A 21,924-nucleotide genomic window follows, 5' to 3' on the forward strand; every position below is an offset into this window, starting at 1 on the left:
GATACGAGGACGCCGCGAGCTATCGCGGCGTTTTCGTTTTCGCGTGGAAGATCGGTAACGAAGTCTAGATTGTGGACGTGGTGGCGCAATCGCGGCTCACGCCGCTCCCACAGGAAGCGGGCTCCAAGCCCGCGTGCGACAACGCATCGCATGCCGGAACGACGCGCGGCGCATCAGCGCACCGGCGGCGGCAACATGGTTTCGCCGCACACGCAGCGTCCGTTCCACAACAGCATTTCGAAGCCCGGCGCGCATTGCAGGAACTGCTTGCAGGTGTCCACGCCGCCCAGACTGTCTATGGGCCCCGAGTCGCGATCGGGACGCGGCGGCGTGCGTCCGGGCGCCGGTTCGGGCGTGCTCAGGTCGCGACAGCCGCATTCGGGCCACTCGCCGACCCCGATCTGGTTGCCGTCGGCGCAACCGAAGTTGCTCTCGCAGGTCAACGGCACCCGCGGCGTCACCTTCTCGCAAGCGCAATTCGGCGGCTCGCCGGTCACGATCGCGCCCTCTGCGCAATCGACCAGCTCCGCGCAACTGCGCTGGGCCGTGGCCGGCGGCATCGCCAGCAGCATCGTCAGTCCGATCCAGATCGCCAGCGTCGCTCGCGACTTCGTCTGCGCCTTCATCCCTGACCTCCTTGTGGGCGGATACGCACGAGTGCGCGCCTCAGGACGCGGGCGGCATCGGCCGTCCAAGGCAAGCATAGAACGCAGCCAGCGACGATACCGCTCGTCGGCAGCGTGGCCGACGACTGCTTATCCACGGCTAGCGCCTGTGAACGGGCCGCAAAGGTCGGACCCCGAGGGTCGAATCCTGCGCTGCGTCAGACGCCCCGACGGACTTCCCGCCAAACCAGAATCAGCGGCGTCGCGAACACCAGCAGCGCGAAGGCCGCATAGATCGCCGCCATCGCGAACGCGCCCTGCACGGCCCAGAGGATCGCCGGAAGCACTACCAGCGCCAGGCCGATCGGCCGCCGCCGCGTGAGCAGATAGGCGCCGACGCCGACCAGCATCCAGAACACCGCCAAGCCCATCGCCGCCGTCGAGGACAATTGCTCGCTGCGTGCGCCGTCCGGCCCGGGCCCGACGAACAGGACCGCCACCGCGGCCAGCACGGCGACCGTCAACAGCATCCACGCGCACAGGTCGGACAAGCCGAAAAGTATTTTGGTAAGACGCACTGCGTTGCTCTCCGCTGATTCGACCCGCTGGTCCGATGGCTGCCGGGTCCGGCCCGGCTACGGCGGGAGGATCGAATGGCGGGCACAGTTTACCGCGCCCGCTGCTGTCGCCCTGCCGTATCGCTCGGGCGCCTGGATCAAGGCCGCTTCGTGATCGACGGCCGCGGCCTAGAGGGCGACGAATCCGCCGGCCAGATGCGGCGGCATTCCGAACGGCCGAGTTCGATCTGCAGATTGAGCAAGAACAGATCGTTCAGGGCGTCCAAGGATCGATGTCGTTGTTTGGTCGGCGCGTATGCCCGCTAACTGGCACGCGTGGGGTCGCCCACGCTTGCGTTGAGCGACACCGCCTGTTTGACCAGCTTGCGCGCGGTCGCGGCGGAGATCGTCATGCCTTCGCGCAGATCCAGCGTCGCCAACTCGTACTTGCCGCCAGGCTTGAGCCGGGGCTCGATCTCGAGCAGGCGCTTGCCGCGCCAGAAGCCGAACAGCACCCGCTGCGCTTCGGCGCGGATCAGCAGCACGGGGCCGTTGCTGAAGTAAACCAGATGGCCCCACTTCACCACTTCCTCCAGCTTCGCTGCGCCGAGTACGCTCGCACGCAGATGTTCGACCAGGTCGCGTCGCCAGCCGTCCAGCGCGGCGACGTAGGCGTCGGGATTGGCGGCGGGCGGGGTCTTCAGCACGGCGACCTCCAGAGACGGGATTAGGTCCAATGTGAGCCTAGCAAACACGCCCGCCCCGGCTTGTCCCGCGAGCGCGATTCAACCCGCGTACGGCCCCTTGACCTCGCCCCAGCCCCACTTCGGCATCGGCGCGTCCTGGTCGACGGTGGCACCCGGCTGCGAATTGATCACCGCCAGACGCGAACCCCACTCCAGATAACCGACCAGTGCGGAGCGGAATTCCGGGTCGTCCGGCATGCCGAGCTCATCCGCCGTTTCCAGCAACAGGCTCACCCAGCGCCGCCGCTGCTCCTGCGACAGGTGGCGGTTGAGGTGGTGCTGGATCATCTGCGGATGACCGCCATGCCGGCGGGAGTAGTCGTCCGGCCCGCCGAGCACTTCCGCCAGGAAGGCTGCGACATGCGCGGGATGGTCGTCGCCCATGTGCGCGAACACCGGCCCCAGCAACGCGTCGCCGCGAACGTGCTGGTAGAAGCGTGCGGTCAGGCGGTTGAGCGCATCGATGCCGCCCAGCCATTCGTAGAGGGTCGGAACGTTCGGATTCTGCATGGTGGGTCCGTCTCGGGTGGGAAGCGTCGATGCCGATGGGCGGCACATCGTGCAGCGGTTCGCCGGCGTTCGCTAGAGGAGCCCGCGAAGGCCTTGCCGATCCGCGCCCCGCACGTCGAACCGGAACCGCCGTATCCGTCACGTCTTCGTAGCCCACCTTGCGTTAAAACCCGAGACGGATTCGCTGGAGGCGCTCCATGAACAGGTCACTGACGACGTTGTCCGCGCTCACGCTGCTGGTCGCCTGCACCCCGGGCGCCGGCCAGCTCACCGGCGCTCAGTCGAACGACTCGGAGAGTCGGGACGCGCCGGCTACGTTCATCGTCGTCTCGAAAACGACGCCGGAAGCGCCTACCGCCGCGCAACCGACGCCGCCGCAGGCCACCGCCTCGGTGCAGCCGCTGGCCGATCCTCCGATGCAAACCGGCGGCCCCAATCCCGCCGCCGCCGAACCCGATCCGCCTTTCGTCGCCACCGAGTTCGGACGTTTCAACGAGCCATGGGCGATGACCTTCCTGCCCGACGGCCGTTTGCTGGTGACCGAGAAAAACCGCCGTCTGCGGCTGTTCAACACCGCCACCAAGCAAACCAGCGAAATCAGTGGCGTGCCGGCGGTCGCCTACGGCGGACAAGGCGGCTTGGGCGACGTGGTCCTGCACCCGCAATTTTCCAGCAACCGCTACGTTTACCTCAGCTACGCCGAGGCCGGCGCCAACAGCACGCGCGGCGCCGCCGTCGCGCGCGCGCAACTGACGCTCAATGCCGACGGCAACGGCGGCAGTCTGTCGGGCCTGCAGGTGGTGTGGCGGCAGACGCCCAAGGTCACCGGCGAAGGCCACTACAGCCACCGCATCGCCTTCGGCGGCGACGGCAAGTTGTGGATCACCTCCGGCGACCGGCAAAAATTCGACCCGGCCCAGGACATGCAGCAGAACCTGGGCAAGCTGATCCGCCTCAACGACGACGGCACGATACCTGCCGACAATCCCTTCGTCGGTGTCGGCGGTGTCGCCGCGCAGGTCTGGACACTGGGCCATCGCAATCTGCTGGGCATCGCCTTCGATCCGGCCGGGCGCCTGTGGACCCATGAGATGGGCCCGGCCGGCGGCGACGAACTCAACCTGATCGAACGCGGCACCAACTACGGCTGGCCGATCGTCTCCAACGGCGACCACTACGACGGCACGCCCATCCCCGATCATCCGACGCGCCCGGAATTCAACGCACCGGAAGCCTGGTGGAATCCGGTGATCGCGCCGGCCGGTTTCATCATCTACACCGGCGACCTATTCCCCTACTTCCGCGGCCAGGGCTTCATCGGCGGATTGGCCTCGCAGGCATTGGTGCGGATCCAGTTCGACGGCACCAGCGCGCGCGAGTACAAGCGCTATCCGATGGGCGCGCGCATCCGCGAGGTCGAGCAAGGGCCCGACGGCGCGATCTGGGTGCTGGAAGACAGCGGCAACGCGCGTCTTTTGAAACTGACGCCGACGCCTTACTGACGCCGCGCCGGTTAATCGGAACAAAAAAAGCCGCGGCGCGCGCGGCGTTTCCCATGCGGCCCGTGCAGTCGCAGCCACGCACAGATCGGCCGGGCAGCAATACTCAGGGGCTGGGCCGATGGCCGTAGCTGAGCACCCGCGTGATCTGCCAGCTGCCGTTCTGCAGGCGCCACACGATCGCGAAATCGGCCAGCCCCTCGCACTTGCCGCTGGCAAACTGGCAGAAGCGGTGCGAGCCCTGGGCGATGGCGCCGAAGTCCTTGATTGGATACACCCGCAGGCTGCCGGGGATCAGCTCGCGACGGAAGTTTCCGCATACGTACTTTTTGGTGTTCGCGATCATATCGTCGCGCGACCAGGTCACGCCGCCGGTGTCGTGATAGAACTCGACGTCGGGCGAGAAGTAGCCGGCGTGCTTGTCCAGCTGACCCGGCGCGTCGCAATGGTTGAAAGCGTCGAACACCGCCGCATCCAGCGCCGAAATGGTGTCGAACAAAGCATCGGCGGCAGGCGTGTCGCCAGTCGCCGGGGTGCCGGTGGGCGGCGCAGCGGAGGCCGCCAACGCAGCGAACGCGAGCATGGCGCCCGTCAGCAGGGTGAGTTTCTTCATGCAGATCTCCAGGAAACGCGATGGAAGATGGGGCTTGAATCGATCCGGCCCCTGGCCGCAGCGTGGCGGAGACCAGGATGCCGATGGAACGTTTTGCCGGACAATGACCGCGTTCGTGCGCACAACATACGCTGCGCGTCGCGGCCCCAGGGCAAAGAGGAAGCTTATTTCTTGCAGATCGCCGCCGGATCGGCCTTGGCCGCGTCTGCGCCCCACAGGCAGACGATCCGATCCAGCGCCAGACCCGTGCGGGAGTTGCTGAAGAACACGATGCCGTCCCCGGATTGCGGACGCATCAGGAACTTGGCGCGGAACCCGGCCTGATTGCGGCCGTCATGGCCCACGGCGGTGCTGCCGTCGGCCAGGCGCTCGATGAAATGGCCCATACCGTAGACAGCGTCCTCGGGTGCGCGCGGCGTGCTCAGCTCCGTCGGCGTGTACATCAGAGTCAGTTGCGCCTGCGTCAGCGGATGCGCGCCGGGGCTGCTCGCCATGCCGGCTATCATCCAGCGAGCGAAGTCGTTGACGGTGGTGGTCAGGGTCGAAGGCGCCTGCTCGACGTAGTAGCGCATCGGCACCGGCCCGCCGTCGTCGCCATGGCCCTGCGCAGCGCCGGCCAGCACCTTCGGCGTCATGGCGACGCTGGTGTGTTTCATGCCCAAGGGTTTGAACACCAACTCACGCGCCAAGTCAGAGTACTTGCGCTTCGTGGTCCGCTCGATCGCCAACTGCATCAGCGTGTAGCCGCCGCCGGAATACTGGAACTTGGCCCCGACCGGCGCGAACAGCTCGACCGCGCCGCGCCCGTTGGTCTTGCCGGCCAGCGATTCCTCCAGGGTCGGCAGCTCCTTGAAATCGAGCCAGCCCTGGTATCCGCCCAAGGTCGTGCCCGCGGTGTGCGAGAGCAAACGTCGGATCGTGATCTGGCGATAATCGAACTGGTTCTGCGCCAGCGGCCACGGCGACACCATGTCGGCCACCGGCTGGTCCAGTTGGATACGCCCCTGCTCGGCCAGGCGCATCGTCACCCAGCTCGCGATCGGCTTGGACAGCGAGGCCGCGACGAACACCGTGTCGGGCGTCACCGGCACCTTGCCGGCGTGGTCGGCATAGCCGAAGCCACGGGCGTAGACCAATTTGCCGTCGACGATCAGTCCCACGGCCGCGCCCTGAACCTTGGCCTCTTTCATGATGGCCGGTACTTCGCGCTCGATGACCTTAGCGAACGGAGGCGCAGGCGCGGGAGTGGCCGCCGAAGCCTGTGCACCGACCGTAATCGCGCCCATCAGCGCCAGCACTGCGAGCGGCTTGATCGATGCGGCGCTGGCCGCGCCGTTGAGAATGTATCCGGAGTGTCCGTTGCGCATGGCGTCCTGGCTTGGCTGAAAAGTTTTGGATACGGCGCAACGCTCCGCGAGAGCGATGCCTGCGCGGACACGAAACGACGCGATTGAGTAAGGCGGTCCCGCGGCCAACCCCCTGGCGCCGCGCCTGCACCGCATGTGCGATGCAAAGATCAGACCCAGCTAGGATGCGCGGCCGGTGGGTTTGGTTTAGGCGGTCGCAGCGTCGGTATTCCGCCGGACCCTGGGTCCGATTGCGCTGCGATCCCGATGCCCGAGAACCGGGCGGTCTCAATCGCGGGCGACGGCTAGGCGGCGTGCCGAGCCAAATGGCGCGTGAAGCAAACAACTCCGGAGCAGCGGTCCGTCGCAACGCTTGACAAGGTCCAATAATTCCAAAATACTGGAATTATGGAAACATCAACCGCCCTGGGCGCGCTCAGCGCCCTCAGCCACGAATCCCGCCTGGCCGCGTTCCGCCAGCTCGTGCAGGCCGGCCCGCAGGGCATGTCGGTCGGCGAACTGCGCGAACGGCTGGACCTGCCGCCGGCCACGCTCAGCGCCCACCTCAACGTGCTGCGCAGCGCCGCACTGGTGAGCGACCAGCGCGAGGGCCGGGTGATCCGGGTGCGCGCCAACTACCTGCAGATGAACGCCCTGCTCGCCTATCTCACTGAGAACTGCTGCGCCGGCGCCGAAGCCTGCGCACCGACCGCCGCTTGCACTCCACGCCCGAAAGGAGCCCGCCGATGAACCGTTTCCACGTACATCTGAACGTCGCCGACCTGGCGTCCAGCATCCGCTTCTACAACGAGTTGTTCGCCATGCCGCCCACCGTGCAGAAGGCCGACTACGCCAAGTGGATGCTGGACGACCCGCGCATCAACTTCGCCATCTCCAACACCGGCCGCGCACCGGGCGTCGATCATTTGGGATTGCAGGTCGACAGCCGCGAAGAGCTCACCGCGCTGGGCCGACGCCTCGACGCCGCCGGCGGCACCGTGGCGCCGGAGGAAGCGGCCGTGTGCTGCTACGCGCAGTCCGACAAGCTGTGGACCGCTGACCCGCAGGGCACGCGCTGGGAGTCGTTCCACACCTTCGGCGATGCCACCACCTACTACGACGCCGAGATCGGCTGCGCCGGCGAAGGCGCCGCCGCCTGCGCGCCCAGCCCGCAGATCGTCGCGAAGCCAACGGCCGCATCGTCCTGCTGCGCCACGTCTTCGACCTGCTGCTGAGGCACGCACCATGCCGATCCGCCTGGCCCTGCCGTCCGAACACGCCGCCATCCGCGCACTGCTGACGGATAACGACCTGCCCGTGCAGGACCTGGACAGCGCCGTCGTCGCCTTCCTGGTGGCCGACGACGGCGGCCCCATCGCCGGCGTGGTCGGCCTGCAGGTATTCGGCGACATCGGCCTGCTGCGCTCGCTGGCGGTGCGCGCCGAGTATCGCCGCAGCGGCACCGGCAGCCGCCTGGTCGCCGCGATCGAACGCGAAGCGCAGGCACTCAGCCTGCGACAACTCGTACTACTGACACAAACGGCGGCGGATTATTTCGCCAGCCGAGGCTATCGCACGATCGACCGCACCCAGGCACCGGTCGCCGTGCAAAACAGTGCCGAGTTCTTGTCGCTGTGCCCGGCGTCCGCTGCCTGTCTGACCAAATCTCTGGACCCGTCCATGAACGCACGCAGCTACAACGTTCTGTTCCTATGCACCGGCAACTCGGCGCGCAGTCAGATGGCCGAAGCCCTGCTCAACGACATGGGCAAGGGACGCATCCGCGCCTACAGCGCCGGTAGCCACCCCGCGCCGAACGTGCAACCGCTCGCCGCGCAACTCATCGCGGACCTTGGCTATCCGACCGATACCCTACGCCCCAAATCCTGGGACGAGTTTGCCGTCCCGGATGCTCCGGCCATGGATATCGTCATCACCGTTTGCGACAACGCCGCGGGCGAAACCTGCCCGCTATGGCCGGGACATCCTGCGCTGGCCCACTGGGGCGTGGCGGACCCGGCGCGCACCCCGGACGATCCGAATGCCTTCAAGCAGGCCTGGCTGGCCTTGCGTCGCCGCATCGAACTGCTGCTGGCCTTGCCCTTGGACAAGCTGGACCGCCTTGCCCGCGAACAACACCTCCATCAGATCGGCCAGACCCCATGACATCCACACCCCCCAAGAAGCGCGTCCTATTCGTCTGCGTCGAAAACTCCAACCGCAGCCAGATGGCCGAAGCCTTCGCGCGCATCCACGGCGGCGACCGCGTCGAGGCCCACAGCGCCGGCTCGGCGCCGTCGGGCCGCATCAACCCCAAGGCCATCCAGTACATGGCCGAACTGGGTTACGACCTGAGCACGCACGCATCCAAGTCGCTGGACGAGATCGACGGCGCATTCGATGCCGTCATCACCATGGGCTGCGGCGACAATTGCCCCTGGGTGCCTGCGCAACTGCGCGAGGACTGGGCACTGCCCGATCCCAAGCACCTGGACGACGACGCCTACCGCGCCGTGCGCGACGAAATCTCGACGCGGGTGCGCGCACTGCTGGCCTCGCTGCAATGACCCTGGGCCGCAAACTACTGGCCGAGTTCGTCGGTACCGCCCTGCTGTTGGCCACCGTGGTCGGCTCCGGCGTCATGGGCGTGGCCCTGTCGGGAGGCAACGACGGCATCGCTTTGCTCGCCAATGCCGCCGCGACCGCGGGCATCCTGTACGTATTGATCGCTGTACTCGGCCCGGTGTCCGGCGCGCACTTCAACCCGGCCGTGACCCTGGCGATGCGGCTGCGCGGCGAGCTGGACACCCGCGAGGCGATCGCCTACATCGCCGTGCAGATCGTCGCCGCCGTCGCCGGCGTGCTGCTCGCGCACGCCATGTTCGACCTGCCGCTGTGGCAGCCCGGCACCCGCGTGCGCAGCGGCGCGGCGCAATGGCTGAGCGAAGCGGTGGCGACCTTCGGCCTGCTGCTCACCATCCTGCTCGGCGCGCGCCACCGCCCCGTCGCGGTGCCGGCCCTGGTGGCCGGCTACATTTTCGCCGCCTACTGGTTCACCGCCAGCACTTCGTTCGCCAATCCGGCGGTGACGCTGGCGCGCTCGCTGACCCAGACCTTCGCCGGCATTCGCCCGACGGACGTAGGCGGTTTCGTGCTGGCGCAGCTGGCCGGCGCGGGTGTCGCATTGTGGATAGCGCCGAAGTTGCTGGCGCCATCTGCAGCAGCGGCGGACGGCGCCGACAACTGACAGCCGCCCGCTTTGGGGTAGGAGCGACGTAAGTCGCGACCCGCGCAGCACAGCGAGGATCCGCGATCGCGGCTCACGCCGCTCCCACAGAGAGCGGAGGGCTGCTGCAGCGAGCTAGCGTCGGCTGTCGTGGCAGCGATGTAAGCCGCGATTGCGCAACCCGCCGGAGGAACGCTGTCGCGGCTCACGCCGCTCCTACCCCAAGGCTGGCTTCGCGCAGCAGCAGATCGTGCCGACTCCATAGCCGCTCGCGTGGAAGCAACACCGCCGACCTGTCTGGCGCACCCGTCCATGCGTAGAAGAATGCGGGCAGCTGCGCCGCTATATTCACCGGCGCTACTCGGGCTCATCCGGCAAAGACCAACCCACTATTTCGAGGAATCGCTCGGACTCGGGGGTCTTCTCGAAGGCGCTGCCCTCCTTCGCGTCGAGGAAAGCGATGATCCCGGGGTCGTAGTTGGCGATGGTGTTGACATCGTAGATGCCCAGATTGTCCGGGTCGCCCATGTACTCGTCGTCTTCATAGCCGGACATGAAGCGCCAGCCGCTATCGATCTCGTTGTCCGGTGCCTCGCGATACATGAAGCGGACGGGATACCCCTCCACGACGATGCGATCCGTGGCGATGCAGCTGCCGTAACCCCCGACCAATGGCTTGATCTCGGTTGCGGACAATCGAAAATTCTTAGCCATCCAAAACACCCTCCGACCGAAGCGATCCGCATGCCGGTCGCGATTCGTCCACCCTACCGCGAACGCGATGAGCAAGGCGCATAGGCAGGTCCTGGCACGGCAGGGCCGGCCGCACGTCAGTTCCCCAGATGCTGCTTGGCCAAGGCAACCCAATCCCGCTCGGACGAGAATCCGACCTCTTCCATGAGTGCGGCAAGACCGGGATACAGGGACCAAGGAGGGATTGCGCTCGTTGCGTCCCACTTCACCTGCGAGCACTTGAAGCAGATCGCCATGGCGCTGATCCGCTCGCCCGAGGCGTAAAACTCGATCCGGTGGTGCGGCTCGAAAATGCAGGCGGCGAAGGCGTCCTGCGTCGTCGGGTCCAGCGCCTCTACGGTCGACAGGAAGAAATCCTTCTGCGACGGGCTGAGCGGATGGCTGCCGTATACGACTTCGTTCTGGATCAGCGATTTACCGGCGTCGGCGTCGTAGGCGTCGTACAGGTAGGAATGCTCGGTGACCACGATCCGATCGGACCGTCGGATCAAGCCGGCGAGCTCGTCGCGGTACGCCAGACCGGTAAGGACCGCCATCGTCAGGAAAGCGTCCGACTGGAAGGCGAACTGGATGTGCTGGCGCCCGCGGCCGCGATTAGGCTGGCGGCGACGGCCAGCCAGAATCCGCCCTTGACCTCGCCCCATAGCTGATGGCTCGCGACGTACAAGCACGCGCAGAAGACGACGGACAGCAGAAAGCCCAACCATGGGCGGCGGTACAGAGCGACTACGGCGGCCCCGCCCACTGCGCACAGGCCCAGCCACAGCCCCTTTACCCCAGCCGCAACGGCCCGCAGGGCATCGAGCTCCGCGGAGTTCTGGAACAGGCCGAAGATCAGATCGAGCGCAAGGACCAGATGCATGACCGTAAGCGCCAGCAGCAACATGGCTGCGAATCGGCTCAGGAAGGTCTTCGGGGTTGTCATCAGCTCCGTCATTGCCGCAAGCCTCTATCGGACCGGGGCGCGTGACGCCTTCGCTTTCGGCTTGGGTGCAGGGCCCGGCTTGCCGAAACGCTTGGCGGAAAGCTCGGCGGCCTTGACGCGCTCGAGTTCGCGATTCTTCGGCGGCGTGAACGTGGTCAGCGAATTGATGAGCATGGTCGCCGCATCGCTGACCTGCTTCACGGCCAGATTGAAGGCCGCCTCATTGGCCTTGGACGGCGCGTTGAAGCCGCTGAGCTTGCGGACGAACTGCAAGGCCGACGCGCGGATCTCGTCGCCCGTCGCCGGGGGCTCGAAGTTGTACAAGGTACGAATGTTTCGGCACATACCGCCTCCAAGCCCGGATGTCCGAGCGCTTGCGAACCGCCCGCGCATGCCGGGCGTCGCGATGGAGTGTCGGGCGGCCGCTTCGGCGCTGTCAACGGCCTGCCTTTGTGCATGGCCCAGCTCTGCCCGCCCTGCGCAGCACAGACGCCCGGGCCGACCAGCGAAATCGCCTCGAACGCAAGGCGTTGCGTCCTCGCAGGGCGAAAACCTCCAGCCGCCTAGCGAAAGGCCGCATGGCCGCCGCAGGGTCGCGGTCGCGGCTTGCGCCGTTCTTACCCCAAAGCCGAACCTGCGTGGGGGGCCAGCCACCCTAGTGACGAACGGTAAGAACGGCTCAACGCTCTCGTGGTGAACTAAACACGCGCCAATCAGGCGCTCGGCAAAGGACTACCGCGATGTACTTCAAGCTCTACGAAGACAAACAGGGCGACTGGCGCTGGACGCTGCACGCCGCCAACCACAAAAAGATTGCCGACTCGGCCGAGGGCTACAACAACAAGTCGGACTGCGAGGACGGCATCGATCTCGTCAAGTCGGTTACGGCATCGACGCCCATCAAAGAGTGATCGAACGGCGGGGCACAGAAACCTCTGCGCCCCGCCTTCCACCTTCAATCGCGGCTCGGGCATCCGCTGCGCGGGATACATCGCGGGCATGATCGCTGTCGTGACGGCGCGGTTCGTTGCGCTCACCGCAGCCTACATGGCTGGTCGCCAACTACACTGCCGAGCCAGCGGTTTTTTCTTTTTCCATCGGACGGAAGCGCGGGCCTGTGCATGCCTGTGCTGTCCTGTCCTCGTACTCGCTCGCCCGATCCATCCCTTCCGGATCATTGCCTATGGCTTGGGCGCACATGTGGAAGCAACCACCTCCCACAACCGCTCAGCCCAGACGCGATGCTTCCTGGGTTGATGGGCATCCATCGGCCCGCCCTAGTCCACCGGTTTCGGGCGCTTTTGAGCGAACTCCGACTCCAGCAGTTCCAGCCATGCGTCCACCCGATAGTGTTCCTCGGGCGCGACTTTGGTCAGGCCTTTCAGCACCTGCTTGGCTTCGGACAATTCCCCCAACTGGTAGTGCGCCTTGGCCAAGGCCCAATGCGCCTCCGCGCGCCTGGGCTGGGTCTGCACCCATTCCATTGCAGTGAACTTGGCCGCGGTGCTCTGGCCCGAGGCGAGAAGATCCTCCAGTTCGGCCTGTTTGGACTGGCTGCTGTTGCTTCGCCGGGTCTCTTTCACCATGGCGATCATGTTCACCGCAAGGACGGCGAAGGTCATCACGAGCAGAAAGACGCCGGCCGCAATGAAAACCAGCAACCACTTGATGGCGCTGAGTTGTTGCAACAGTGGCTCAACAGATTCCAAGGTCGACCTCTGCCCCGAGATCGCCCACAGGTTCGGGGCGTTGCGGCGGATGTTCGGGCGCGCAAGGGGCCTTGTCAATGAACGACAGCCAGCCTGCATGCCGCCCCGCCCAAAACAAAAAACGCCGCGGAATCCGCGGCGTTTTCGTGAGTTCCAAGGTCCGGCGGCTTAGTAATAACCCGCCAGATTCAAGAACCAGCCCTTGTTGTCGTACTTCAGATCGGTCAGGTCGTCGCTGAAGTCGGTGAAGTTGTAGCCCACGCCGACCTTGAAGTTGTCGCCGATCTGGCGGTCCAGGCCGATCAGCCAGCCGCGCTTGTCGCCGCCGTCCTTGACCTGCAGCCAGCGGTACTCGGCCAGGCCTTCCCATTTGGCGATCAGGTGATAGCGCAACTGGCCGGCGACGAAGTCGGCGCGGCTGTCCAGCCACTGACCTTCGCCGCGGCCGATGCGGTAGTCGCCCCAGCGGCTGGCGAGCTTGCCGGCCACTTCCCACTTGTCGTCGAGGCGGTAGACGCCTTCGAACGACAGCACCTGCGAGCGCTGGTCGTAGGTGGCGCCGCCGTCCTGGCCGAGGGTGGCCAGGTCGTACAGGTAGGTGTACTTGCCGAACAGGCCCCAGCGGGTGTTGTCGTGCGGGCGGTAAGCGAAGCCGAGGTTGGCTTCGGCCAGCTTGGCGCTTTCGGCCGGGTTGAGCTCGTCCTGGGTATCGGCGTAGTTGGCGCGCAGGGCCAGGCGCAGGTCTTCGTTGACCTTGTAGAACAGGCGGTTGGTGGTGACCCACTGCTCGCGCTGTTCGGCGCCGGTGTCCTTGCGGTACTCCAGCTTGCTGTTCCACTGGGCGACTTCGTCGGTGCGGCCGCCGCTGACGCTGTAGGCGCGGCGGTCGACCCGGCCGGTGCTGGCGTCGAGTTCGCCGTCCATCAGCGTGAAGCCGATGTTCCAGCCTTCGGCCGGATAGAAGTCCATGCCGTAGGTGTGGACGATGCCCTGACTGTTGTCGCTCGGGTCCTTGAGGAACTGGCTTTCGTTGAACAGGTTGACCTGGTTGGTCAGGCGCCAGCGCTGGCCGAGGGTCCAGCCGTTCTGCAGATCGCGGTTGAACAGCGGGTCGGTGGCGGTGGTGTCGGTGCTGTAGCTGTAGGCGCCGTAGATCGTGTGATCGGGCTTGAGGCGGTATTCGGCCTCGACCTTGCCGCCGTGGCCGCGGCTGCCGCTGCTGACTTCCGCGCCGACGCTGGAACGGTCGCCGAACAGGTACTTGGCGCCGAGGGTGACCAGGTTGTTGCGGTCGTAGGCGCCGCCGTCGTCGTCGGCGGTGAACTGGCCGACGCCGTACAGCTCCAGCGAAGTGCCGAAGCGGCGGCGGTAGCTCACAGCCGCCAACAAGGCATCGGCGCTGCCGCTGAGGCGCTCTTCGCGCACGCGGCGCAGTTCAGCGCCGAGCTGGGCGTCGTTGGTGATGCGCCAGTCGGCGGTCAGCTGGCTCTGCTCCAAGGCCTCGGCGCCACGCTCGGCGCGCGAGTACTTGCCGTACAGGCTGAAGTTTTCGGTGAAGTAGCCGAGGAACTCGGCGCCGTACTCTTCGATGTCCAGGCCGGTGTCGGCGCGCGCGACCGAGAAGCCGGCATCGACATCGCGCCACCAGGCGCCGACGCTCCAGTCGCGCTCGGTCCAGCCCAGTTCCTTGAAGTTGGCGCGGGCTTCGACCGCGCGCGCATCGCCGCTGCGCGCGGCGGTGGCCGGGTTGCGCTGGACGAAGCTGAGGCCGCCGTTGTCCGAATAGAAGATCGGGGCGACGGTGGACTCGCTGCGGGTCTGTTCGAGCTTGAGGTAGGTGCCGCGACCGGCCTGCAGGGTCAGGTCGACGCCCTTGAGGCTGTAGTCGTCGCCGCGGCGGTTCTCGTCGATATAGGTACCGCCGACCGCGACGTGCTCACCGAACCACTGCTTGCCGCGGAAGCCGGCGCTGACGTCGTCGGCGTCGAAGCCGACCGGCACGTATTCGTAGTCGACCAGCAGCAGCTGGGTGTAGCCGTCGAGCGGCTGGTCGCGGGTCAAGGTGCGCACGTTCTCGCGCGTGACCTGGGCCAGCGGACGGGTCAGGATCAGGCGGCCCTGGAGTTCGTCGATCTCGTAGTCGGCACCGCGCTGCAGGTCCACGCGGCTCTCGGTGCGGCCGGTGGTGCGGTCGCGGATTTCCAGGGTGACCTTGTCCGAGCCCGGCAGCACATCGGTGTGCTTGAGGTAGTACAGGCTGCCGCCGGTGCCGAGGAACTCGGTGTGGCCGTAGGCGCTCTGCGCTTCGGAGCCGAACGCGCGCACCTCGCTCTTCGGATCGCCGAGCTGGGTGGTGGCGCGCGAACGCCAGGACAGCGCCGCGCCGTACAGCGAGCGGTCGTACTGGCCGTACTCGGTGCCGGTGATGCCGGTGTTGAAGTTGCCCCACAGCGCCTGGTTCTGGTCCCAGTCCACGCGCACGTACAAGCGGCCCTGGGTATCGACGTCGCGGTAGGTGCTGGAGTCGTCGCCGTAGACCGGGTAGTACAGATCCGGGTCGAGGCGGCGGAACACGTCCTGGGCGTCCGCGTCGAAGAAGCCGTTGAACAGCTGCTTGATCTCGCGCTCGCGGGTGTCGGCCTGGGCGGTGATCAGGTACTTGCCCTTGACCTTGCCCTTCAAATAGAACGCCAGCCGGCCCTCGCTGATGAAGTCCTTGTCGTAGCGCTCGTCGCCGGCCAGCGGTTCGATGTTGCCGCTGACGTTGTTCTGCGACACGGTGACGTCGGCCAGGGCGACCAGGAAGGCGTACTTGCCGGTGACGTCGACGTCGAGGCGGTGCTGCAGCGGCGCGCCGCCGCGGGGCTCGATCGCCACGTCGTAGCCGTGGCGGCCGATCGGCTCCAGGAACTCGGCCACGAACTTGCGTTCGAGGTCGATCGGGAAGGTTTCGCCGTTGATGGTCAGCTGGGTGTCGCGCGGGATGTCGCGGCCGTAGATGCGCACCCGCGAGCCGTAGATCGGGATGTTCTGGATGCGCAGCGAGCTGCGGCCGTAGATCGCGTTCTCGATGCCCTGCGATTCGGCTTCGTCGCCGTCCAGCACTTTGCCGAGCGTGCGCTGGTTCTCGTCGCGCAGCACCTGGATGCCGCGTTCGTAGTCTTCCGGACGCACCAGCTGCACGCGCTTGCCGACGGTTTCGTCGAAGGCGCCGTCCTTGCCGTAGGCGCGGGTGACGTAGATCAATTCGTCGCCCGGCTGCAGGTTGAGGTCGGCCGGCAGAGCGCCGTCCCACGCCTGGTCGGTGACGTTGGCCACCGGCAGCTCGATCCTGGCCAGCGGCGTGACCAGGTCGGCATCGCTGCCGCGGTACACGGTGACTTCGATCTTGTCGATGAACGAGGCGTAGTTGGTGTAGCCGTGGAAGCGCAGCGGCTTGGCGATGCGGCCGTTCTCGAAGGGCACGGTCGAACCGCCCTGCACGTCCAGCACGGGACGGCCGAGGGTGGGATCTTCGGTCGCCCAGATCACGCCGCCGTTGGGCAGGTCGATGCTGAAGCGGCCGGCGATCTTGGCGCTGCCGGGCAGCACGTCCTCGCGCACCACATCGACGCGGCGGTTGCGCTGCAGGGCGTCGCTGTCTTCGCCTTGCGCGATCGGGCGTTCCTCGCCGCGGGTGCGGATGCGGAACAGCAGGCCTTCGTCGCTGCGGCATTCGCCGCCGTCGCAACGCGCCGCATTGCCCTCGCCTTCGCCGGATTTCGGCGTCGCGTCCTGGGCCAGCGCGGAGCCGGCGCCGGCCGAGAGCAGGCCGATCAGGGTCATGTCCAGAAGCTTCATCTTCATCTTCATGGCCATGTCCTCAGCGCCCGCCCACGCCGACGGGGGCGTTGGTATCGTCAGTTATGTCCACACGCACCTTCTGTTTCACCTTCGGCTCGAGTTCGGCCGATATCGCCTCGAATACGGCCTTGGCGCGGCGCAGGCCGAGCTGGACGTTGTAGGCGTTGGCGCCGCGCGGATCGGCGCGGCCGACGATACCGATCACACCGCGGCCTTCGCGGTTGAGGGTCTTGGCGATTTCCGAGATCAGGCCGCGGTACTGCGGGCGGATCGTGTCCTGGTCGGTGTCGAACAGCAGTTCGCCGAGCTTGATCGCCTGGTCGAGGCTGACCAGCGCCGAAGCGTCGGTGCCGGCGACCACGTCGATGCGAACCTTGGCGGCCAGCGCCGGCTCCAGTTCCTTGCTCAGCGCCGCGCGCACCGCATGGGCGCGGGCGAAGGCCAGGGCCTCGGCTTCGGCCTGGGCGGCGATGGTGACGCTGCCGCCGTCGGCGTCGCGCAGGCGCTGGGCGATCTTGCCGAACATCGGCGCGTAATCGCTCTTCACCTGGTCGCTGCCGGCTTCGAACATCACCTCGCCCAGTTCGACGTCGGTCTCGCTGCTGCCGCCGCGGATCTCGCCGGCCGGCAGCTTGACGCCGAAGTCGAAGCGGGTCGGCACGCCCTGGGTCACGCGGCGGACGCGCGGGTTTTCGGTGGTGAACACCGAGCCCGGCGGCAGCGTGGCCTGGTCGACCTTGAGGATGAAGTTGCGGCCGCGTGCGGCGTCGCCGCCCGAGATGCCCTCGAGGTGGTAACGGCCGTAGGCGTCGGTCTGCATGATCAGACCTTCCACCGAGGCGATACGCACGCCGGGGATGCCGCGCTCGTCGATGCCTTCGTTACGGATGGTGTAGGACACCTCGTAGCCGTCGGCGACCTGGCTGACCTGGCGCGTGACCTGCAGGTCCTGCGCGGTCAGGCCCTTGGCGGCGTCGCCGCGGACGCGGTCGACCGTGGTCTGGCCGGCGGCGTTCATGCGGACGGAGCTGCCCTCGTCGGTGGTCAGGACGAAGTCGTCGCTGAAGTCGAGCGAGCGCAGGGTCTGGCGCACCACGACCTGATGACGCTGGGCGTCGTCGGCGCTGGAGCTGCGGCCGACGATGTCGCCGATCGCGATGCCGTGCAGCAGCGGTGCGCTGGTGTCGGGCTCCGGTTGCGGGCCGGTGCCGCGGTCGACCGTGGTCGAACCGGCGACGTAAGCACCCGGGGCGAAGCCGCCCTGCACGCGCACGCCGCCGGCCTTGGCCGGGTCCTGCCAGCCGTCGCCGTCGCGGTCGTCGTAGACCGAGCCCATGATCAGGCTGTCCTCGAGCAGCGGATCGCCGGCCATGTCGACATCGGCGGTGGCGACGTTGCCGATCGAACTGCCGTTGCTGTCGAGCGCGGTGACGCTGTTGCTGTGCACGCCCTTGCCCACGCCGGCGCCGACGCGCAGGAAGTAGACGATGGTGGCGCGCTGGCCGATGGCGACGTCGATGCCGTTGATGCGCAGCGGGTTGGTGCCGCCGATGCTGGCCGCGTCGTCCTCGTCGTCCACGCTGAGCGAGCCGTCGACGTAGGTGAAGCCCGCGGGCGGCGTGTCGACCAGGGTCGCGTTGCGCGCCGGCGAGTCGCCGACGTTCTCGGCGATCACGGTGTAGCGGACCAGGTCGCCGATCTTGACCGAGCGCTGGGCCGACTGCTTGCTCAGGCGCAGCACCGGGGCGTTGGCGGCCACGGTGATGGTGACCACGGCGATGTCGCAGACCGGGGTCGGCACCGAGGTGTCGCAGACGCGGTAGGTGAAGCTGTCGGTACCGGCGAAGAACTGGTTCGGCGTGTAGGTGCACACGCCCGCGGCGCAGTTCACGGTGCCGTTGGCCGGAGCGACGGTCACGAAGACCGAGGCGGGGTCCAGCGGCGCGCTGGTCACGGTGTCGTTGCCGAGCACGCTGATCGTCACCGGCACCTGCTGGTTGGTGGTGGTGACGTCGTCGGTGGCCACGACCAGGTTGGGCTGGACCAGCACCGAAACGGTGGCGGTGGCGCAGTTGGCCGGGTTGAGCTTCTCGCAGATCGTGTAGGTGTAGCTGTCGTTGCCGCTGAAGTTCGGGTTGGGCGTATAGACGATGGTGCCGTTGCTGTTGACCGTGACCGTGCCGTTCGCCGGGTTGCTGGCGATGGTGATGTTGATCAGGGTCGGGTCGATCGGCGCACCGTTGAGGGTGTCGTTGCCCAGCACGCTGGTGACCAGCGGGGTGTTCTGCGGGGTGACGCCGTTACCGCCGCCGACCGGGTCGTCGACCGCGGTGATCGCAGGAGCGACCACGGTGACCGTCGCCACTGCGGTGTCGCAGTTGCTCGGGTTCAGCATCTCGCAGATCTGGTAGGTGACGGTGTAGGTGCCAGCCGGAGTGTTCGGCGCGACATCGACCGTACCGTTGGCATTCACCGTCAGCGGGCCGCTAGTGACCGGCGTCAGGGTGACGTCGGCCGGGTTCACGGTGCTGCCGTTGAGCGTGTCGTTGCCGAGCACGTTGACCACGGCGGTCGCGCCGGTGCTGCCGTTGACTGGCGTGGCGACCACGTCGTCGACGGCGTCGATCGGTGCGGCGTTGACCGTGACCGTGACTAGGGCGGTGTCGCAGTTGCTCGGGTTGAGCACTTCGCAGATCCGGTAGCTGACGGTGTAGACGCCGGCCGGGGTGTTGGGCGCGACATCGACCGTGCCGTTGGCGTTGACCGTGAGCGGGCCGTTGCTGACCGGCGTCAGGACGACGTTGGTGGTGGTAGCCGCAGCACCGTTGAGGGTGTCGTTGCCGAACACGTTGATCACGCCCGTGCCGCCGGTGCTGCCGTTGACCGGCGTGGCGACCGGGTCGTCGACCGCATCGATCGGCGCGGCATTGACCACCACGGTGATCGTAGCCGGATCGCAGTTGCTGGGATGCAAGGTCTCGCACAGCTGGTACGGAATCACGTAGCTGCCGGCCGGAGTGCCCGCGGCGACCGAAACCGTACCGTCGGACGCGACCGCAACGCCATCGCCTGGGTTCGGATCGTTGACGGTGAGGGTCACGAACGCCAGATCGATCGCGCCACCGTTGAGGCTGTCATTGGTCAGGGCGTTGCCGACATTGGCCGAGCCGTTGGTGCCGTTGACCGGCGAGCCGCTGTAGTCGTCGTCGTTGGCGACGATCACCGCCTGCGCCACGGTGATGGTGACGGTGGCGTTCGCGCACACCGGCGTCGGCGTGGAGACGTCGCAGACGCGGTAGACGAAGCTGGTGTTGCCGCTGAAACCAGCGGTCGGCGTGTAGGTGCACAAGCCGGCGCTGTCGCAGCTCACGCTGCCGCTGGTCGGCGGAGTGACGACGCTGACCGAGGCCGGATTGAGCGGAGCGCCGGTGGTGGTGTCGTTGCCGATCACGCTGATGCCCACCGGTGTGTTCTGCGGCGTGCTGGCGCTGTCGTCGACCGCGGTGACGGTATTTCCGCCGACGGTGATGGTCACGGTCGCGGTGTCGCAGACGGTGCCGTTCGGCGCCGGCAGGCAGACGCTGTAGTTGAAGCTGTCCGGACCGCTGTAGTTGGCGTTCGGCGTGTAGACGTAGCTGCCGTCGCTGTTGAAGGTCAGCGTGCCGTTGGCGGTACCACCGACCAGGGTGTAGGCCGCACCCGCCGGTGCGCTGTCGTTGCCGGTCACGGTGGCGTTGAGCGCGGTGTTCTGCGGCGTGGTCTCGCTGTCGTCGCCGGCGTTCGGGCCGACCACGACGTTCACGGTCGCGGTATCGCAGACGGTGCCGTTCGGCGCCGCCAGGCAGACGGTGTAGTCGTAGCTGTCGACGCCCGCGAAACCGGGGTTCGGCGAGTAGGTGCAGCTGCCGGCCGCGCAGGTCACGTTGCCGTTGGCGCCGCTGGTCGCAACCACCGAGGCCGGATCGATGACGCCGCCGCTGGTGGTGTCGTTGCCGACGGCGTTGGTCGCGACCGGGGTGTTGAAGTTCGTGGCCGCGGTGTCGTCCACGGCAACGATGGTCGCGGCCGTGATGGTGATGTTCACCGTCGCGGTGTCGCAGACCGTGCCGTTCGGCGCCGGCAGGCAGACGCGGTAGTTGAAGCTGTCGCTGCCGTTGAAGTTGGTGTTCGGCGTGTAGACGTAGCTGCCGTCGGCATTGAAGGTCAACGTGCCGCTGGCCGGGCCGGACACCAGGGAGTAGACCGAGCCGGCGGACGCGGTGTCGTTGGTCGACGCGTTGCCGTTCAAGGCCACGTTCTGCGGCGTGGTCTCGTTGTCGTCGTCGGCGTTCGGGCCGACCACGACCGGCACGTTGGCGTCGTCGCAGGTCGCCGGCGTGGTGGCCGGCAGCGTGCAGATGCGATAGCCGACGGTGTACGCGCCCGGAGCCGTGCCGGCCGGCACGGTGAAGCTGCCGTCCGGGTTGGCGATCAGGCCGGTCAGGCCGCCGTTGCTGACGATGCTGGGCGCGGTGGCATTGACGCCGATGACCACGGCGACGCCGTTGGTGGTGTCGTTGACGGTGACGTTGGGCACGGTGCCGCCGGCGAACGGCAGCACGGTGGCCGCATCGTCGACGGCATCGATCGAGATCGACACCGGGGTGGTCTCGGTATCGCTGTCGTTGCCGCTGTTCGGGTCGGCGGTGGCGCTGCCGACGCTGGCGGTGTTGCTGATCGAGGACGCGCCTGCGTAATTGGCCGGCACGGCCAGGGTCAGGGCGATCGCCGCGTTGCTGCCGGCGGCCAAGGTCGGACGCGAGCACTCGACGGTACCGGCGTTGTTGACGCAGGCCCAGCCGGCGCCGGCGGCGCTGACGAAGTTGAGGCCGGCCGGGATCGGATCGCTGACCACGACGTTCGACGCCGCGGACGGGCCGGCGTTGGCGACGATGATCGTGTAGACCAGGTTGTTGCCCGGCACGACCGAGGCGCCGGCGTCGTCCTTGTCGATCGACAGGTCGGCCGAAGCGGTCGGCGTGGTGGTCGCAGTGCCGGTGTTGTTGGCCGGGGTCGGATCGTTAGTCGTGGAACTGACCGTGGCGGTGTTGAGGTAGGTGCCCGTGGCGTTGACGGTTGCGGTGATCTGCAGCGAGGTCGAGGCCGCGTTGGCGAGGCTGCCAATGGTCCACACGCCGGTGCCGGGCACGTAGGCGCCTGCACTGTTATCCGAAACGTAGGTGTAGCCGTTCGGCAGCAGGTCGGCGACCGAGACGCCGGCCGAGGCCGACGGACCGTTGTTGGTCACGGTCAGCGTGAACACGACGTTCGTGCCGACGACCGGATTCGCATTGTCGACCGACTTCGCCATGACCAGGTCGGCCGAAGCCACCGGGGTCGTAGTCGCGGTGCTGGTGTTGTTGGCCGGAGTCGGATCGTTGGTGGTCGAGCTGACCGTCGCGGTGTTGAGGTAGGTGCCCGTAGCGTTGACGGTYGCGGTGATCTGCAGCGACGTCGAGGCCGCGTTGGCGAGGCTGCCGATGGTCCACACGCCGGTACCGGACACGTAGGCGCCCGCGCCGTTGTCGGACACGTGCCGCGTTGGCGAGGCTG

General features: G+C 67.1%; 20 protein-coding genes and 1 pseudogene. 8 read left to right on the forward strand and 13 right to left on the reverse strand.

Going from position 1 to position 21,924, the window contains the following annotated elements; genetic code table 11:
• Nucleotides 1-173: 173 nt before the first annotated feature.
• The 4 genes from ASE10_RS03175 to ASE10_RS03190 form a co-directional block, all read right to left on the reverse strand.
• Entirely contained in the window at nucleotides 174-626 is a 453-nt protein-coding gene (locus ASE10_RS03175) for a hypothetical protein (protein ID WP_055903082.1), read from the reverse strand.
• A 197-nt stretch (nucleotides 627-823) separates the two neighbouring features.
• Entirely contained in the window at nucleotides 824-1,129 is a 306-nt protein-coding gene (locus ASE10_RS03180; protein WP_157488342.1) for a hypothetical protein, read from the reverse strand.
• A gap of 356 nt (nucleotides 1,130-1,485) precedes the next feature.
• Nucleotides 1,486-1,869: a DUF1801 domain-containing protein gene (locus tag ASE10_RS03185; protein WP_055903087.1), complete on the reverse strand. Its 384-nt coding sequence runs from the start codon at nucleotides 1,867-1,869 to the stop codon at nucleotides 1,486-1,488.
• 78 nt (nucleotides 1,870-1,947) lie between these two features.
• Nucleotides 1,948-2,418, reverse strand: a complete 471-nt coding sequence (locus ASE10_RS03190) for a group II truncated hemoglobin (RefSeq protein ID WP_055903089.1) — start codon at nucleotides 2,416-2,418, stop codon at nucleotides 1,948-1,950.
• Between the two features lie 197 nt (nucleotides 2,419-2,615).
• On the opposite strand from ASE10_RS03190, the gene ASE10_RS03195 reads away from it, so the two are divergent.
• Entirely contained in the window at nucleotides 2,616-3,920 is a 1,305-nt protein-coding gene (locus tag ASE10_RS03195) for a PQQ-dependent sugar dehydrogenase (protein ID WP_235567532.1), read from the forward strand.
• A gap of 103 nt (nucleotides 3,921-4,023) precedes the next feature.
• Here the strand turns inward: ASE10_RS03195 and ASE10_RS03200 are convergent, their stop codons facing one another.
• Both ASE10_RS03200 and ASE10_RS03205 read right to left on the reverse strand, forming a co-directional pair.
• On the reverse strand, nucleotides 4,024-4,530 hold the full coding sequence (locus ASE10_RS03200) for a nuclear transport factor 2 family protein (protein WP_082559670.1): 507 nt from the start codon (nucleotides 4,528-4,530) through the stop codon (nucleotides 4,024-4,026).
• A gap of 164 nt (nucleotides 4,531-4,694) precedes the next feature.
• The gene (locus ASE10_RS03205; protein ID WP_235565816.1) at nucleotides 4,695-6,005 is read right to left on the reverse strand and encodes a serine hydrolase domain-containing protein; all 1,311 of its coding nucleotides are present in this window, start codon (nucleotides 6,003-6,005) and stop codon (nucleotides 4,695-4,697) included.
• 279 nt (nucleotides 6,006-6,284) lie between these two features.
• Here ASE10_RS03205 and ASE10_RS03210 point away from each other — a divergent pair, with 279 nt between their 5' ends.
• The 6 genes and pseudogenes from ASE10_RS03210 to ASE10_RS03230 all read left to right on the forward strand — a co-directional run bounded on the left by ASE10_RS03210 (nucleotide 6,285) and on the right by ASE10_RS03230 (nucleotide 9,123).
• On the forward strand, nucleotides 6,285-6,626 hold the full coding sequence (locus ASE10_RS03210; RefSeq protein ID WP_055903091.1) for a metalloregulator ArsR/SmtB family transcription factor: 342 nt from the start codon (nucleotides 6,285-6,287) through the stop codon (nucleotides 6,624-6,626).
• On the forward strand, nucleotides 6,623-7,111 hold the full coding sequence (locus tag ASE10_RS03215) for an ArsI/CadI family heavy metal resistance metalloenzyme (RefSeq protein WP_055903093.1): 489 nt from the start codon (nucleotides 6,623-6,625) through the stop codon (nucleotides 7,109-7,111). The genes ASE10_RS03210 and ASE10_RS03215 overlap by 4 nt, the downstream gene beginning before the upstream one ends.
• Nucleotides 7,112-7,121: 10 nt before the next feature.
• Nucleotides 7,122-7,529, forward strand: a pseudogene (arsN2, locus tag ASE10_RS20900) (arsenic resistance N-acetyltransferase ArsN2); the annotation flags it as partial.
• A gap of 27 nt (nucleotides 7,530-7,556) precedes the next feature.
• Nucleotides 7,557-8,042: an arsenate reductase ArsC gene (locus tag ASE10_RS20905; protein ID WP_055904003.1), complete on the forward strand. Its 486-nt coding sequence runs from the start codon at nucleotides 7,557-7,559 to the stop codon at nucleotides 8,040-8,042.
• Nucleotides 8,039-8,443, forward strand: coding sequence for an arsenate reductase ArsC (locus tag ASE10_RS03225; protein ID WP_055903095.1), 405 nt, complete (start codon nucleotides 8,039-8,041; stop codon nucleotides 8,441-8,443). The genes ASE10_RS20905 and ASE10_RS03225 overlap by 4 nt, the downstream gene beginning before the upstream one ends.
• Entirely contained in the window at nucleotides 8,440-9,123 is a 684-nt protein-coding gene (locus ASE10_RS03230) for an MIP/aquaporin family protein (protein WP_055903096.1), read from the forward strand. Before ASE10_RS03225 ends, ASE10_RS03230 begins: the two co-directional genes overlap by 4 nt.
• A 336-nt stretch (nucleotides 9,124-9,459) precedes the next feature.
• Here the strand turns inward: ASE10_RS03230 and ASE10_RS03235 are convergent, their stop codons facing one another.
• The 4 genes from ASE10_RS03235 to ASE10_RS03250 all read right to left on the reverse strand — a co-directional run bounded on the left by ASE10_RS03235 (nucleotide 9,460) and on the right by ASE10_RS03250 (nucleotide 11,173).
• Complete coding sequence (locus tag ASE10_RS03235) at nucleotides 9,460-9,816, reverse strand: DUF2185 domain-containing protein (protein ID WP_055903098.1); 357 nt, start codon at nucleotides 9,814-9,816, stop codon at nucleotides 9,460-9,462.
• A 116-nt stretch (nucleotides 9,817-9,932) separates the two neighbouring features.
• On the reverse strand, nucleotides 9,933-10,391 hold the full coding sequence (locus ASE10_RS03240) for a hypothetical protein (RefSeq protein WP_055903100.1): 459 nt from the start codon (nucleotides 10,389-10,391) through the stop codon (nucleotides 9,933-9,935).
• 2 nt (nucleotides 10,392-10,393) lie between these two features.
• Nucleotides 10,394-10,792, reverse strand: a complete 399-nt coding sequence (locus ASE10_RS03245; RefSeq protein ID WP_055903102.1) for a hypothetical protein — start codon at nucleotides 10,790-10,792, stop codon at nucleotides 10,394-10,396.
• A 12-nt stretch (nucleotides 10,793-10,804) separates the two neighbouring features.
• A complete protein-coding gene (locus tag ASE10_RS03250; RefSeq protein ID WP_327037116.1) occupies nucleotides 10,805-11,173 on the reverse strand; it encodes a DUF2277 domain-containing protein in 369 nt (122 codons plus the stop codon).
• 347 nt (nucleotides 11,174-11,520) lie between these two features.
• Here ASE10_RS03250 and ASE10_RS19420 point away from each other — a divergent pair, with 347 nt between their 5' ends.
• Entirely contained in the window at nucleotides 11,521-11,691 is a 171-nt protein-coding gene (locus ASE10_RS19420; RefSeq protein WP_082559673.1) for a DUF1508 domain-containing protein, read from the forward strand.
• Nucleotides 11,692-12,057: 366 nt separating this feature from the next.
• Here the strand turns inward: ASE10_RS19420 and ASE10_RS03255 are convergent, their stop codons facing one another.
• The 3 genes from ASE10_RS03255 to ASE10_RS03265 form a co-directional block, all read right to left on the reverse strand.
• Nucleotides 12,058-12,468, reverse strand: coding sequence for a tetratricopeptide repeat protein (locus ASE10_RS03255; protein WP_162255240.1), 411 nt, complete (start codon nucleotides 12,466-12,468; stop codon nucleotides 12,058-12,060).
• A 189-nt stretch (nucleotides 12,469-12,657) separates the two neighbouring features.
• Nucleotides 12,658-16,341, reverse strand: coding sequence for a hypothetical protein (locus ASE10_RS03260; protein ID WP_200945837.1), 3,684 nt, complete (start codon nucleotides 16,339-16,341; stop codon nucleotides 12,658-12,660).
• A gap of 10 nt (nucleotides 16,342-16,351) precedes the next feature.
• Nucleotides 16,352-21,904, reverse strand: coding sequence for an Ig-like domain-containing protein (locus tag ASE10_RS03265; protein ID WP_056306718.1), 5,553 nt, complete (start codon nucleotides 21,902-21,904; stop codon nucleotides 16,352-16,354).
• Nucleotides 21,905-21,924: the final 20 nt, after the last annotated feature.

It is taken from the genome of Lysobacter sp. Root76 (assembly GCF_001428685.1).
Lineage (GTDB): Bacteria > Pseudomonadota > Gammaproteobacteria > Xanthomonadales > Xanthomonadaceae > Lysobacter.